This window comes from Actinoplanes palleronii, from assembly GCF_016862315.1.
In the GTDB taxonomy this organism is placed as follows: domain Bacteria; phylum Actinomycetota; class Actinomycetes; order Mycobacteriales; family Micromonosporaceae; genus Actinoplanes; species Actinoplanes palleronii.
On the sequence record NZ_BOMS01000076.1, the window covers coordinates 77,518 to 90,143 of the forward strand.

The following is a 12,626-nucleotide window of genomic DNA, read 5'->3' on the forward strand; positions in this document are numbered from 1 at the left end:
GCGAGACCGGAGCCTTCGAGACCGGAGCGGGCGAGACCGATGTGGACGGCGGCGAGACCGAGGGCGTCACGACGTGGTCACCACCGGCAGGCCGTCGGTGATGCCCGGGCCACTGACCTGCACCATCCCGCCGGCGAAGGACCCAGTGGTGGCGGCGACCAGCGAACCGTCGGTCCGCTGCACGGCGTATCCGCCCTCGGCGAGCGCGACCAGGGCACCGACCGGCACGGCCAGCACCCCCTTGCGGCTGAGCGTGGTGATCCGCACCTGTACCGGCGCCGCGTCGTACGCGGAAAGGGGTTTGTCCGGGGTGACCGTGACGGACAGCTTCGCCGACTCATCGCCCTCGGTGACGGCCCGGCCGACCGCGGTGATCTTCGCGGGTGACGAGGCGCCGTCCGGGGCGATCACGGTCACCGCCATTCCGGAGTGGACCGTCGCGGCGTCGGCCGGGCTCATCGGCACCGAGACCACCGCCGCGGTCGATGTGATCGACAGCAGCGGCCCGGCGACCGGATCACCGGCCTGCGCGGTGACGTCGCTGACCCGGCCCGGTCCGGCGAGCACCACGACCTCACCCGGAGTGAGACTCGGCCCGGGGAGGTCACTCAGGGTCGCCCGCTGCGCGCCGCTCGGCACGTGGTCGCGGTCCCGTTCCCAGCGCTCGATCGCATCGAGCAGGGAATCGTCCGAGACGTCGCGGTCCGTCGACCGCGAGGAGTAGCCGAGGGCGGACAGGTTGCGGCGGATCTCCAGGACGTCCCTGCCGTGCAGGCCGATTTTGTCCACCGTACGAAAGAGCGGGGTGGCCCCGTAAAAAACGGTCACCGGCTTGTCGTCGACACGGTAGAGCGCCGTCCCGCGCCGGACCTTCGTGCCGACCGCGGGCAGCGTGGTGAGCACCCCGTCGCCGGCGCCCTTGACCACGCGGGCCGGGCCGAAGCCGAGTGTGCCGCTGACGGTGCGTTCGTCGATGAGATCCATTGTTCGTACCTCAGTGGTGTTGATCTTGGGGTCGGGACGCGGCGCGTCAGGCGCCGGACGGTGGTGGTGGAACGCAAACGTCGCGCCCGCACCGAGCAGGGCCACGGCGCAGACAGCGACCGTCCACTTAAGAGGAGGCATGGCCGAACGCCTCACGCAGGCAGTCGTCCTGGATCTCGCTCTGGTTGTCCGGGATCGGCACGTCCGACGAGTCGTAGGTCCACTCGCCCGGATTGGTCACGTGCACCTTGAGACCGTGCGCGCGCAGACATTTGACGTTGTCGTTCCACTGCGCGGCGAAGTTCGGGTTGAGGTCGGCGTCCAGCTCCGGCGGCTGCAGCGGCAGCTTGATCTGGCAGGCGGTGTACGCCGACTTCGGCTCCCCGCTCTGGTCGAGCCGCCGCCCCGGGCCGGCCGGACCGGGCTGATCCACCGGGTTGGCCTTCACGCCGTGCGCCACCAGGCAGTCGTCATAAATGGTCCAGAGCCGGTCGCTCTCCTCGTCGCTGGTGTCCAGTCGCAGCTGCGGACGCTTCGGCGCAGTGTCCGTTTTTGACACCACCGGAGCGGTGCTGGCCAGGGTCGCGACGTCCGGAGCGGAGGGTGCCGGGGAGCTGCAGGCGCCCAGGAACAGCACCGCGCTGAGATAGAAGAGCTTAGGCATGCCGAGGACCCTGGCCAGAGCTTGTCAGGATCCTGTTGTGATCCGGTAGTGCTCCCGTTCCAAGGTCGAAAGCACGCCTAGACTCCCCGCCGTGTGCGCATATGTGCTGGTCGCCGAGGACGACCCGAAGCAGGCCGAGCTCGTCCAGCGGTATCTGGAGCACGAGGGCCACGCCGTGATCGTGGTCGGCGACGGCCGGGCGGCGCTGGAGCAGATCCGGCAGAACCCGCCCGATCTGCTGGTGCTGGACGTGATGATGCCCCGGGTGGACGGCCTCGACGTGTGCCGGATCCTGCGCCGTGACTCCGCGCTGCCGGTGCTGATGCTCACCGCACGGACCACCGAGGACGACCTGCTGCTCGGGCTGGACCTGGGCGCGGACGACTACCTGACCAAGCCCTACAGCCCGCGGGAGCTGGCCGCCCGGGTGCGCACGCTGCTGCGCCGGACCCGGCCCGCGCCGCACGCCCCGGACCCGGTGCTGCGGGTCGGCAACCTGCACGTCGACCCGGTACGCCACGAGGTGCGCGCCGACGGCCAGCCGGTGACCTGCACACCTGGCGAGTTCCACCTGCTGCGGACGATGGCCGCCGAGCCCGGCCGGGTGTTCAGCCGGGAGATGCTGCTGCGGCACCTGCACGGCTTCGACTCGTACGTCACCACCCGCACCGTCGACGTGCACGTGATGAACCTGCGCCGCAAGATCGAGCCGGATCCCCGTCACCCGAGCCGGTTGCTGACCGTCTACGGCGTGGGATACAAGATCGCCGATGGTTAGAACCAGCCTGCTGGTCCGGCTGCTCGCCCTCTCCGCCGTGGTCTCGCTGCTCTCCATCGGCGCCACCGCGTGGCTCGCGGTCCGCACCACCACCCGGGCCATCCAGCAGGAACGCGGCCAGGCGCTGACCGACGAGGCGAAGGTCTACGACGCGCTGCTCGGCTACGCGGCCGGCCACCCGGACTGGTCCGGTGTCGGCCCGCTGGTCACGAAGCTGGCCGCGGAGACCGGGCACCGGATCGCGCTGACCGGCCGGGCCCGCGAGCCGATCGCCGACTCCGCAGGCGCACTGCCCGAACCCGAGGCGGCCGGCGCGCTCCCCGACCAGGCCCTCGCCACCGTCGACCCCCTCGCCGTCGCCGCCGACGATCCGATCGACCCGCGCGCCCTCGGCCCGTTCCGGCTCACCGCGGCCGAGAAGTCCCTGCTGCACACGATCGCCACCCGGGTGCAGAGCTGCCTGCGCGACCCACCGATCGCCCCGGCGCCGGCCCCGGACGGCCAGGACCGAGTCATGATCCACAACGTCGAGATCGTCGACGAGCCGAACGGCCGGCCCCGGATCGAGGCGGCCGGCACGGACCTCAGCGCCGACACCATCACCTGCGCCGAGGGGCGCGCCGACCTGGCCGCGCCGACCGCGACCGAACGCAAGGCGCTCACCCGCCTCGGCAAGCTGGTCAACGCGTGCCTGGCCCGGCAGGACATCCCGGCCGTCACCATCGGCCTGGCGAACACCTGGACCTGGGCCGACCCGGAGTCGGCGCGTACCGGCGAGCGCCGGAACCAGCCGGTCGCCGACTGCCTGACCGCCGGGCGCCGCGAGCAGCTGGCGAGTTATGTCGCCCCGGCCGCGCTGGTCTTCGTGACCACTCCCGGCACCGCCGCGACCAGCACGCTCGACCTGTCCCCGGCCAACCAGCGCCGGATCTTCACGGTCACCGGGCTGGTGCTGCTCGCCGCGATCGGGGTGACCACGCTGGTCGGGGTGCGACTGATCCGCCCACTGCGTGCGCTGACCGCGGCGGCCGGCCGGATGCGCGACGGCGACGCGAGCGCCTCGGTCAAGGTCACCGGACGCGACGAGATCGGCCGGCTGGCGGCGGCCTTCAACGACATGGCCGAGCGCCGCAGGCACGTCGAGCAGTTGCGGAAGACGATGGTCGGCGACATCGCGCACGAGATGCGTACGCCGGTGACGAACATCCGCGGCTGGCTGGAGGCCGCCGCGGACGGGGTGGTGCCGCTCGACCGCGAGCTGATGTTCTCGCTGCTCGAGGAGGCACTGCTGCTCCAGCACGTGATCGACGACCTGCAGGACCTCTCCGCGGCGGACGCCGGCGAACTGCGCCTGCACCCGCAGCTGGTGGAGATGGCCGAGCTGCTGCCGGCGATCACCGAGGCGTTCGCGTCGGCCGCGGACCGGGCCGGCGTCACCCTCACGGTCGCCGCGCCGCCGACATTGATCACCGCGGATCCGATCCGGTTGCGGCAGGCGGTCGGCAACCTGATCACCAACGCGATCCGGCACACGCCGGCCGGCGGCCACGTCAACATCCTTTCCGGTACGGCGGACGGCCTGCTCCGCATCGACGTACGCGACACCGGCCCCGGGCTGCCCCTCGATCAGCAGGCGCTGGTCTTCGAGCGGTTCTGGCGGGCCGAGAAGTCCCGCAGCCGGCAGACCGGTGGCAGCGGCCTGGGCCTCTCCATCGTCCGCAAACTCGCCGAGGCGCACGGTGGTTCCGCGTCGGTGAGCAGCACCCCCGGCGAGGGCGCCACGTTCACCGTCCACCTGCCGCTCGATCAGCGGGACTGATACGCCTCCCGGCTCGCCTCGATGTGCGGGACGTGCTCGATGGCCCAGCCCGCGAGGGCCAGCGCCGGCGTGATCAGGCTCTTGCCGACCGGGGTCAGCGCGTACTCCACCCGCGGCGGGACCTGGGCGTACACCGTGCGGTCGACGAGCCCGTCGCGTTCCAGGTTGCGCAGGGTCAGGGTGAGCATCCGCTGCGAGATGCCCGGGACCTGCTGGACCAGGTCGGTGAAGCGCAGCGTGCCCTGATCGAGGGTGGCCACGATCAGGAGTGTCCACTTGTTGCAGATCTGATCGAGGATCGCTCGCAGCGTGCGCCCGCCGTCGCCACGGATCATGCAGACGTGCTCGTACTCCGACATGACAGCTCCCTGTGCCTGAGGCACACGGATGTGCCTTTTGTAAGCCCCTCGATAGTGACTCATGATGTGGTCACTTACGACCGGTAACTCTCCTGGTCGTCGACGTTCGAGGGGGCGCACATGGAGATCGCGTACTGGATCCTGGCCGGATTGCTCGCGCTGTTCTACGTCTACAGCGGCGGCATCAAGGTGGTGCAGAGCCAGGACAAGCTGCGGCCGATGATGGCCTGGGTCGATCAGGTTCCGATGCCGCTGGTCCGGGCGATCGGCGCCCTGGAGGTCCTCGGCGCCGTCGGCCTGATCCTCCCGCCGCTGACCGGCATCGTGCCGGCTCTCGCCCTCGCCGCCGCGATCGGCCTGGTCCTGATCCAGGTCGGCGGCATCGTCACGCACGTCTCCCGGGGCGAGACCAAGGTGATCGGACTGAACATCGGCCTGCTCCTGGCCGCCGCGATCACCGCCTGGCTCTGGTCCTTCTGAAAAACCCAAAAATCTTCTGGTACGACGGCAACCTCATCAGCCGCACGAGCATGTACCCGAGTGTGATCGTCGATTCGACCCGCCTGGCCGACGGGTGCGACGACGATCCGGGCGCCGGCACACCGGTTCCGGCCGGCGCCCAGCCATCACTCACTTGCACGTTTCGATGAGGAGCTTTCCCATGCGCGTCCGTAACTCTCTCGTTTTCGGTGTGCTCGCCGGTGCCGCCGTCTTCGCGCTCTCGGCCTGCGACAACCAGGACCCGATCGCCGCGGGCACCACCAACACCACCCCCGCCACCAGCACCACCGGGGTTTCGAAGACTGCGGCCCCGACGAAGACGACGAAGACCACGCCCGCTGCTTCCCCGGCGGCCGACAAAGACGGCTGCCCGGTCACCGCCTCCACCCTGCAGAAGGCGTCCGGCCTGGACAAGGGCTGGAAGATCAACTCCGGCACGATCAAGTGCGACCAGAACTGGGCGACGGCCGGCCTGACCGCACCGACGCCGGAGCAGCAGGGCGACGGCGTGATGGTCTTCCAGCACCGCGACGGCAAGTGGACGAAGAAGGGTGAGGGCAGCTCCCTCCTCTGCAGCGAGTGGGGCATGCCCGCGAGCAGCGACCTCTGCACCAACGCCTGATCATGACGACCGCGGTGACCACTGGACACCCTCCGCTAGAGTCCCCGCGGTCCGCCCGATACGGGGTGTCAGCGCAGGGGGTAGAGGTAGCAGTCGGCGTGAACGATGCGGTAGAGGCCGACTTCTGCGAGTTCGTCAGGTCCCGGACACAGGCGCTGCTGCGTACCGGTTTCCTGCTGACCGGTGACCGGCACCTGGCCGAGGATCTGGTGCAGGACGCGTTGTCGCGCACCCATCGGGCGCTGCGCCGGCTCGCGGACGACGGACATTTCGAGGCGTACACCCGGACGGCGATGTACCACCTGCACATCAGCATGTGGCGTCGCCGCCGGGTGGCCGAGTCGCTGCCCGGCGAGCTGAACGACGCCGCGCACCCGGACGGCGACCACAGCGACCGGGTCGATCTGCAGGTCGCCCTGCACCAGGCGCTGGCCCAGCTGACCCGCAAGCAGCGGGCCGTTCTGGTGCTGCGCTATTTCGAGGACTGTTCCGAGGCCGAAGCCGCGACGCTGCTGTCATGCTCGATCGGCACGATCAAGAGTCAGACCAGCAAGGCGCTGGCCCGTCTGCGCGTCATCGCCCCTGACCTGATCAGCTCCGCGGCGAAGGAGGAGGCAGCCTGATGGGCGACGACCTGAGCCGCCTGCGCGCGACCATGTCCGACCTGGCCGAGCACGGCGGCAGCACCGACCTCTACCAGCGCACCCTGACCGGTTCCCGCCGCCTCGGCCGCCGCCGGGCGATCATGACGACCTCCGCGGCGGCCGTCGCGGTGCTGGCGATCGCGGTGCCGATCGCGCTCGCCCAGCAGCAGGGTTCCGCCCCGCTGCCGACCGCCACGCTCCCACCGGCCCCGGCCGCCTCGCCGTCGCCGTCGCTCTCGCCCTCGGTCCCCGCGTCGCGCCCGGCGTCACACCCGCCGAGCACACCACCGTCGTCGTCGACCTCGACGTCACACACCCCGGCCCACGCCGCGAACGGGTGCCCGGTCCGCACGTCCACCCTGACCAAGGTGGCCGGCCTGGACAACGGCTGGAAGCTCGACTCCTCCTCGATCAAGTGCAAGCAGAACTGGGCGACGTCCGCCCTGATCGCACCGACCGTCGAGCAGCAGGGCGACGGCGTGATGTTCTTCAAGTACAGCCCCACCACCGGCAAGTGGACCAACAAGGGCGAAGGCAGCTCCGTCACTTGCAGCGACATGGGCATCCCACCCAGCACCGGCTTCTGCACCACCGACTAACCCCTCGTCGTGTGTGAAGTTGGGGCGCGCTCCGCACCCCAACTTCACACACGGTCGTTGCGAGCGCTGCGTGGGGACTTTCGGCGCGCTCCGCACCCCAACTTCACACACACGGTCGTTGCGAGCACTGCGTGGGGACTTTTGGTGCGGAGCGCGCCGTAACTTCACACGCTGGGGTGGAGGGGGAGCTCGGGCCAGGCGGCGAGGTCGTTGCGGAGTTGGCGGTCGTGGGTGGCGACCACCACCGCGGCCGGGGTGTGCAGCAGGGCATCGGTGAGCTCGTCGACCAGGGTGATCGACAGGTGGTTGGTGGGTTCGTCGAGGAGCAGGATGTGCGGTTCGGCGGCCAGCAGCGCCGCCAGGTCCAGCCGTCGCCGCCGGCCGGTGGACAACTCGCGGACCGGACGGCCGAGATCGGCCGCGGACAACAAACCGAACGCGAGATTGCCGGGGGCGCGGTCGATGCGGCGCGCCGCCGGGTCCGCCGATTCTTGCGCCAGCAGACCTATGCGTACGGAATCAGCCGCCGTGACCACCCCCGACGTCGGCATGAGCCGGCCCGCGAGCACGGCGAGCAGCGTCGACTTCCCCGCGCCGTTCGCACCGGTGACCACCAGCCGCGAGCCGGATTCCAGCGTCAGTGACACCGGTCCGGGCAGCCGCTCGCCGACCCGGATCCGATCCGCGGCCAGCAGCGTGACCCCGGGCCGAGCCGGCAGCTCGGGCATGGTGAACCGCTCCGGTGGCACCGGCGCGGTCACCGCGTGGTCCCGCAGCTCGTCCTGCCGGCGGTGCACCGAGCGGACCAGCCCCGCCGCCCGGGTCGCGCGCTTGTGCCGGCCGGTCCCCTTGTCCGGCCGCCACCCGGTGACCAGCCGGTCCTGGGCCCCGGTCAGCGCATCGGCGAGCCGTGTCGCCTCGAGCACCTGCTGCTCGTGGAGTTGTTCCCAGCGGGCCAGTGCCGCCGCCCGGGCAGCCCGGTATCCGGCGAAGCCGCCGCCGTGGACCGCGGGCCGGCCGTCGACGGTCGGGTCGAGGTCCAGAATCGTGGTGGCCACGTCGCCGAGCAGCGCCCGGTCGTGGCTGACCAGCACCACGCCGCCCGGGTGGGAGCGCAGGTTCGCGGTGAGGAAGTCGAGTCCGGCCGCGTCGAGGTGGTTCGTCGGCTCGTCCAGCAGCAGGAAGTCGTGGGCCGCACCGAGCAGGCAGGCCAGCCGGACGCGGTAGCGCTGCCCGACCGAGAGGGTGGCCAGCCGGCGGTCCCGGTCGGTGACCGCGCTGAGGCCGGTCAGGGCGAGGTCGACGCGGCGGTCGGCGTCCCAGGCGTCGAGCAGTTCGGCCGCGTCGAGGGCCCGCGCGTAGGTCTCGGCGGCGCCGGGCCGGCCGTCGGCGAGGGCTCGGGTGCTCTCGTCGAGGGCGAACAGCGCGGCGCGGGCCGACGCGAGTGCGACGTCGACGAGGGTGCCGACGGTGTGCTCCGGTTCGTACCAAAGCTCTTGGTCGGCCATGCCGAGAGTGCCGACGACCTGGACCGAACCGGCATCCGGTGGCAACGAGCCGCCGAGGATGCGCAGCAGAGTGGTCTTGCCGCGGCCGTTCTCGCCGATGATCCCCCAGCGGGAACCGGGCGAGACGGTGAGATCTAAATCGGACATCCGGGCGCGATCGGCGCGGATCCCGGTGGCGACGAGCTGGGCGCGGGCGCGCGCGGGCAGGGTGCTGGTGACGGGCATGCCGTTTCTTCCTCTGAGCAGAGGGCGGTGGGTTGACAGCGGCGAGTCACCTGCGGCGCGGGGCGCGGCAGGCCGACTTGGGTCAGCTCAGAGGTAGAACTGGTACGACACGCGTCCGAGAATACCCGGATTACTGGTGCGGTTCGACGCCGAATGCCACGTCGAGGCGGTACTTCGTGCCGTTGTAGCGGGACTCGCTCAGCTCGAGCGGCCGCCCCTCCTGGTCCAGGATCAGGCGTTCCTCGACCAGCAGCGCGGTGCCGACCTCGACGCCTAGCTCCTTGGCGTCCTCCTCGTTCGCCGGCTGCGCGGTGATCGTCGAGGTGCCCCGCGTCGGTATCCGCCCGAGCGTGACGAGTGCCTCGTGCACCGATCCGGACAGGTCGAAGTCGAGCAGCTCGTTGAGCACCCCGGGGTAACAGGCGTGCTCGAAGGCGAACGGGTCGCCGTCGGCCTGCCGGACCCGGTAGATCGCGACCACCTCGCCGGCCCGCTGCCGCAGCCGGGTCGCCTCGATAACGGTGGCCGGCCGCAGCTCGGCGCTGACCACCCTCGATGTCGGGACCTTGCCCTGCTTGCGGATCTCCTCGCTGAGCCGAATCAGGTTGTCGGCACGGCGCGGACCGGTGGGTACGGCGACGAACGTGCCACGACCGGGCGCGCGGTAGGCCAGCCCGTCGTTCACCAACTGGGTGACCGCGGCGCGCGCGGTCATCCGGCTGACCCCGAACTCGCGTGCCAGCTCCGGTTCGGAGGGCAGCGGGTCGTGGGGCCGGGCCTGCGCGATCCGCGCTCGGAGCTCCTGCTCGATACGGAAGTAGAGCGGGGCGAAGTCTGGTCCGGCGGACATGGGGGACACCATACCGATACCGACAACCTGTCTAGACAGGTGGCTGTCTAGACAGGTACGTTCCCGTTCCATGGACTTCACGGTGTCGCAGATCGCCCGCATGATCGACCACTCCATCCTGCAGCCGCAGTTCACCCTCGAGGATGTCCGCGTGGGCTGTGCCGTCGCGGCGAAATACCAGGTCGCCTCGGTGTGCGTCCGACCGTCCGATGTACCCCTCGCCGTGGAGCTGCTGCGCGGCACCGAGGTGAAGGTCGGCACCGTGATCGGCTTCCCGCACGGTGACACCAGCACCGAGGTCAAGGTCGCCGAGACCGAGCAGGCCGTCGAGCGCGGCGCGGCCGAGATCGACATGGTGATCAATATCGGCTGGCTGCGCTCGGGTGACATCGCCGCGGTGGAGACCGAGATCAAGGAGATCGTGCGGGTGGCCGGCGAGGCACACGTCAAGGTGATCCTGGAGACGGCGTACCTCACCGACGAGGAGAAGCTGGCGGCGTGCTGGGCGGCCGAGCGGGCCGGCGCGGCGTTCGTGAAGACCTCGACCGGGTTCGCTCCGAAGGGCGCGACGATCGACGACCTGGCCCTGATGCGCTCCGCCGTATCGGCGAAGGTGCAGGTCAAGGCGTCCGGCGGGATCCGCAGCCTGGACACCCTGCTGGCGATGGCCGCGGTCGGGGTGACCCGCTTCGGCTCGTCGGCCACCGCCGAGATCCTCGACGATCTGGCGCGGCGGCAGGTGACCTCGTACGCCCGCCGTGCCTGAATCGCGGCGGCGCAAGGTCGCCAAGACACTGACCCGGCGGCGGGAAATGCGCCGCGGGCGGGAGTGCCGGCTGGAAGGCGCGCCACGAGCGCCGGAATCCGGTCGCAGCCCGGTGACTCCGGGCCCCACAAGGGCACGGACGAACCGGGAACCCCTCCCACGATCGTGAATGTTCCTTACCTTTATGATCTTGGCGCGTGATCCATAAAAGTCTGTCCATAGTGGTGGCGACTGGATTGATCAGCGCTGCCACCCTGCTCGGCGCCGCCGCCCCGGCCTTCGCCGACGAGACCGAGCCCTCCGAACCACCCCGTGTCGAGTTGGTCCTCGACGTCAGCGGCTCGATGAAAGCCGCCGACATCGCCGGCGAGACCCGGATCGCGGTGGCCAAGCGCGCCTTCAACAAGGTCGTCGACGCGCTGCCGGAGACCACCCAGCTCGGCATCCGCGTCCTCGGCGCGACCTACTCCGGCAACAACAAGAGGGTCGCCTGCAAGGACACCCAGCAGATCACCCCGGTCGGGCCGGTCAACCGGACGCAGGCGAAGAACGCGATCGCCACGCTGAAGCCGACCGGCTACACGCCGATCGGGCTGGCGCTGCGCAAGGCCGCCGACGACCTCGGCGACACCGGCTCGGTACGGCGGATCGTCCTGATCACCGACGGCGAGGACACCTGCACCCCGCCGGACCCGTGCGAGGTCGCCCGGGAACTGGCCGCGCAGGGCACCCACCTGGTGATCGACACGCTCGGCCTGACCCCGGACGAGAAGACCCGCAAGCAGCTGGTCTGCATCTCCACCGCGACCGGCGGCACGTACGCCGCGGCGAAGAGCGAAGAGGAGCTGACCGACCGGGTCCAGCAACTCGTCGACCGGGCCGCGCTCCCGCCGCCGGTGCAGCCGGCCGTGGTCACCGGCACCGCGGACTGCACGAACGCTCCGCTGCTCGCCCCGGGCGTCTACACCGACCGGGAGAAGCTCAGCGAGCACCGCTTCTACCGGGTCGCCGTGCAACCCGACCAGGAACTGCGTGCCTCGGTCAGCATCGGGCTGGACCGGGCGGTCAACCCGGACTACGGCGTACTCCTGAAAGCCTCGACCCCGGACGGCCGTGAGCTGGTCCGCGGGGTTGACGCCGGCGCCGGGCGCACCGACGTGCTGTCGGCCGGCCTGCGCTGGTCCGCCGACGAGCAGAAGGCGGACGCCAAGGCCTCGGCCGAAGCCGCCGACGACGATGCGGCCGCCGACGCGGTCGACGACACCTCGACCGACGTCTGCCTGATCGTCAGCAACTCGTTCGCCGCCGTGGCGGCCACCGCCGCGACCGCACCCGGCATGCCGGTCGAGCTGAGCATCGACCTGGTCGACGCGTCGCACGCCCCGGACGCTCCCGGCCTCGGCCGTGGCTTCCTGTTCCTGCTGGTCCTGGCGATCGCCGGCCTGCTCGCCGGCATCCTGGCCGGTTGGGTGACCCGTTACTGGGTGGCCACCTGGAGGGAGAACTGATGCGGATCAAGCACCTCGCCGTGACCGGTGCCGCGATCGTCGGCATCATGGCCGTCCCGGCACCGGCGTTCGCCGACGACCCGTCCCCGGCGCCCGCGGTGAACACCGCCGGCACCTCGTTCCTGACCGCGGTGTCGATCACCGCGAACCAGCCCGTGCAGGTCGGCGCGGTCACCGGCGACTACCTGTACTGGCAGTTCAACGCGTCCGCCGGGCAGCGCCCGGAGGCCACCGCGACGGTCAACCTGCCGGACGGCCGGACCGGCGACGAATCGTGGATCATCGAGGTCTTCGACGGACTGCGCCGCCGGCAGGCCTGTGTGGCCGGTGAGCAGAGCCCGGTGGCCACGAAGGACGCCGCGCAGGTCACGCTCGGCTGCCGGCTGCGTCAGGTCCGGTCCTGGGCCGAGCCGCAGGACGGTGACCCGCTGCCGGGCACCTACTACGTGCGGCTGTCCAGCACGCAGACGCCGGAGAAGGATCTGGGCCTGCCGCTCAAGGTCGGCCTGACCCTCGGCACGCCGGACGGTGACCTCGACGCCGACCAGGGCGAACTGGCCGCGCCGCTGGTGCCGAACAACCAGCCGGGCGCGGTGCTCACCGCGCCCGCGCCGTCCGCCTCGGCGGACCCGGACGCGGAGAAGAGCAGCTTCAGCGCGGACTGGCTGCCGGACTTCTCCGGCCGCTGGTTCTGGACCGCCGGTGGCGGCATCATCGCCGCGCTCACCGGGCTGTTCGGCTTCTCGCTGACCCGGCGCCGCCGCCGGGCCTGAACGGTTGTGGGGAGTTCGGGTGCGCT

General features: G+C 70.9%; 14 protein-coding genes. 9 read left to right on the forward strand and 5 right to left on the reverse strand.

Going from position 1 to position 12,626, the window contains the following annotated elements:
• Positions 1-66: 66 nt before the first annotated feature.
• Both Apa02nite_RS25315 and Apa02nite_RS25320 read right to left on the reverse strand, forming a co-directional pair.
• Positions 67-984 (reverse strand): efflux RND transporter periplasmic adaptor subunit, encoded by a 918-nt coding sequence (locus Apa02nite_RS25315; protein ID WP_203827196.1) that lies wholly within the window; start codon positions 982-984, stop codon positions 67-69.
• Between the two features lie 127 nt (positions 985-1,111).
• A complete protein-coding gene (locus Apa02nite_RS25320) occupies positions 1,112-1,648 on the reverse strand; it encodes a hypothetical protein (protein ID WP_203827197.1) in 537 nt (178 codons plus the stop codon).
• Positions 1,649-1,739: 91 nt separating this feature from the next.
• On the opposite strand from Apa02nite_RS25320, the gene Apa02nite_RS25325 reads away from it, so the two are divergent.
• Positions 1,740-2,426: a response regulator transcription factor gene (locus tag Apa02nite_RS25325; protein ID WP_198170835.1), complete on the forward strand. Its 687-nt coding sequence runs from the start codon at positions 1,740-1,742 to the stop codon at positions 2,424-2,426.
• Complete coding sequence (locus Apa02nite_RS25330) at positions 2,419-4,245, forward strand: sensor histidine kinase (RefSeq protein ID WP_203827198.1); 1,827 nt, start codon at positions 2,419-2,421, stop codon at positions 4,243-4,245. Before Apa02nite_RS25325 ends, Apa02nite_RS25330 begins: the two co-directional genes overlap by 8 nt.
• Here Apa02nite_RS25330 and Apa02nite_RS25335 read toward each other — a convergent pair.
• Positions 4,233-4,604, reverse strand: coding sequence for a winged helix-turn-helix transcriptional regulator (locus Apa02nite_RS25335; RefSeq protein ID WP_067691627.1), 372 nt, complete (start codon positions 4,602-4,604; stop codon positions 4,233-4,235). The two genes, Apa02nite_RS25330 and Apa02nite_RS25335, sit on opposite strands and share 13 nt — an antisense overlap.
• A 120-nt stretch (positions 4,605-4,724) precedes the next feature.
• On the opposite strand from Apa02nite_RS25335, the gene Apa02nite_RS25340 reads away from it, so the two are divergent.
• The 4 genes from Apa02nite_RS25340 (at position 4,725) to Apa02nite_RS25355 (ending at position 6,970) form a co-directional block, all read left to right on the forward strand.
• The gene (locus Apa02nite_RS25340; protein ID WP_203827199.1) at positions 4,725-5,084 is read left to right on the forward strand and encodes a DoxX family protein; all 360 of its coding nucleotides are present in this window, start codon (positions 4,725-4,727) and stop codon (positions 5,082-5,084) included.
• A gap of 181 nt (positions 5,085-5,265) precedes the next feature.
• Positions 5,266-5,727: a hypothetical protein gene (locus Apa02nite_RS25345; RefSeq protein WP_203827200.1), complete on the forward strand. Its 462-nt coding sequence runs from the start codon at positions 5,266-5,268 to the stop codon at positions 5,725-5,727.
• Between the two features lie 98 nt (positions 5,728-5,825).
• Positions 5,826-6,350 carry a SigE family RNA polymerase sigma factor gene (locus Apa02nite_RS25350; protein WP_232344179.1) on the forward strand — a complete coding sequence of 175 codons (525 nt, stop codon included), beginning with the start codon at positions 5,826-5,828 and terminating at the stop codon, positions 6,348-6,350.
• A complete protein-coding gene (locus Apa02nite_RS25355) occupies positions 6,350-6,970 on the forward strand; it encodes a hypothetical protein (RefSeq protein ID WP_203827202.1) in 621 nt (206 codons plus the stop codon). The genes Apa02nite_RS25350 and Apa02nite_RS25355 overlap by 1 nt, the downstream gene beginning before the upstream one ends.
• A gap of 164 nt (positions 6,971-7,134) precedes the next feature.
• On the opposite strand, the gene Apa02nite_RS25360 is transcribed toward Apa02nite_RS25355, so the two are convergent.
• Together Apa02nite_RS25360 and Apa02nite_RS25365 are read right to left on the reverse strand one after the other, a co-directional pair.
• Positions 7,135-8,703, reverse strand: coding sequence for an ATP-binding cassette domain-containing protein (locus tag Apa02nite_RS25360; protein WP_203827203.1), 1,569 nt, complete (start codon positions 8,701-8,703; stop codon positions 7,135-7,137).
• 130 nt (positions 8,704-8,833) lie between these two features.
• Positions 8,834-9,553: a GntR family transcriptional regulator gene (locus Apa02nite_RS25365; RefSeq protein WP_067691605.1), complete on the reverse strand. Its 720-nt coding sequence runs from the start codon at positions 9,551-9,553 to the stop codon at positions 8,834-8,836.
• A 70-nt stretch (positions 9,554-9,623) separates the two neighbouring features.
• Between Apa02nite_RS25365 and deoC the strand changes: the two genes are divergently transcribed.
• From deoC to Apa02nite_RS25380, 3 genes are all read left to right on the forward strand, one after another.
• The gene (gene deoC / locus Apa02nite_RS25370) at positions 9,624-10,319 is read left to right on the forward strand and encodes a deoxyribose-phosphate aldolase (protein ID WP_203827204.1); all 696 of its coding nucleotides are present in this window, start codon (positions 9,624-9,626) and stop codon (positions 10,317-10,319) included.
• Between the two features lie 212 nt (positions 10,320-10,531).
• Entirely contained in the window at positions 10,532-11,827 is a 1,296-nt protein-coding gene (locus Apa02nite_RS25375; protein ID WP_373873052.1) for a VWA domain-containing protein, read from the forward strand.
• Positions 11,827-12,600 carry a peptidase gene (locus Apa02nite_RS25380; protein WP_067691587.1) on the forward strand — a complete coding sequence of 258 codons (774 nt, stop codon included), beginning with the start codon at positions 11,827-11,829 and terminating at the stop codon, positions 12,598-12,600. Before Apa02nite_RS25375 ends, Apa02nite_RS25380 begins: the two co-directional genes overlap by 1 nt.
• The last annotated feature ends 26 nt before the right edge of the window (positions 12,601-12,626 follow it).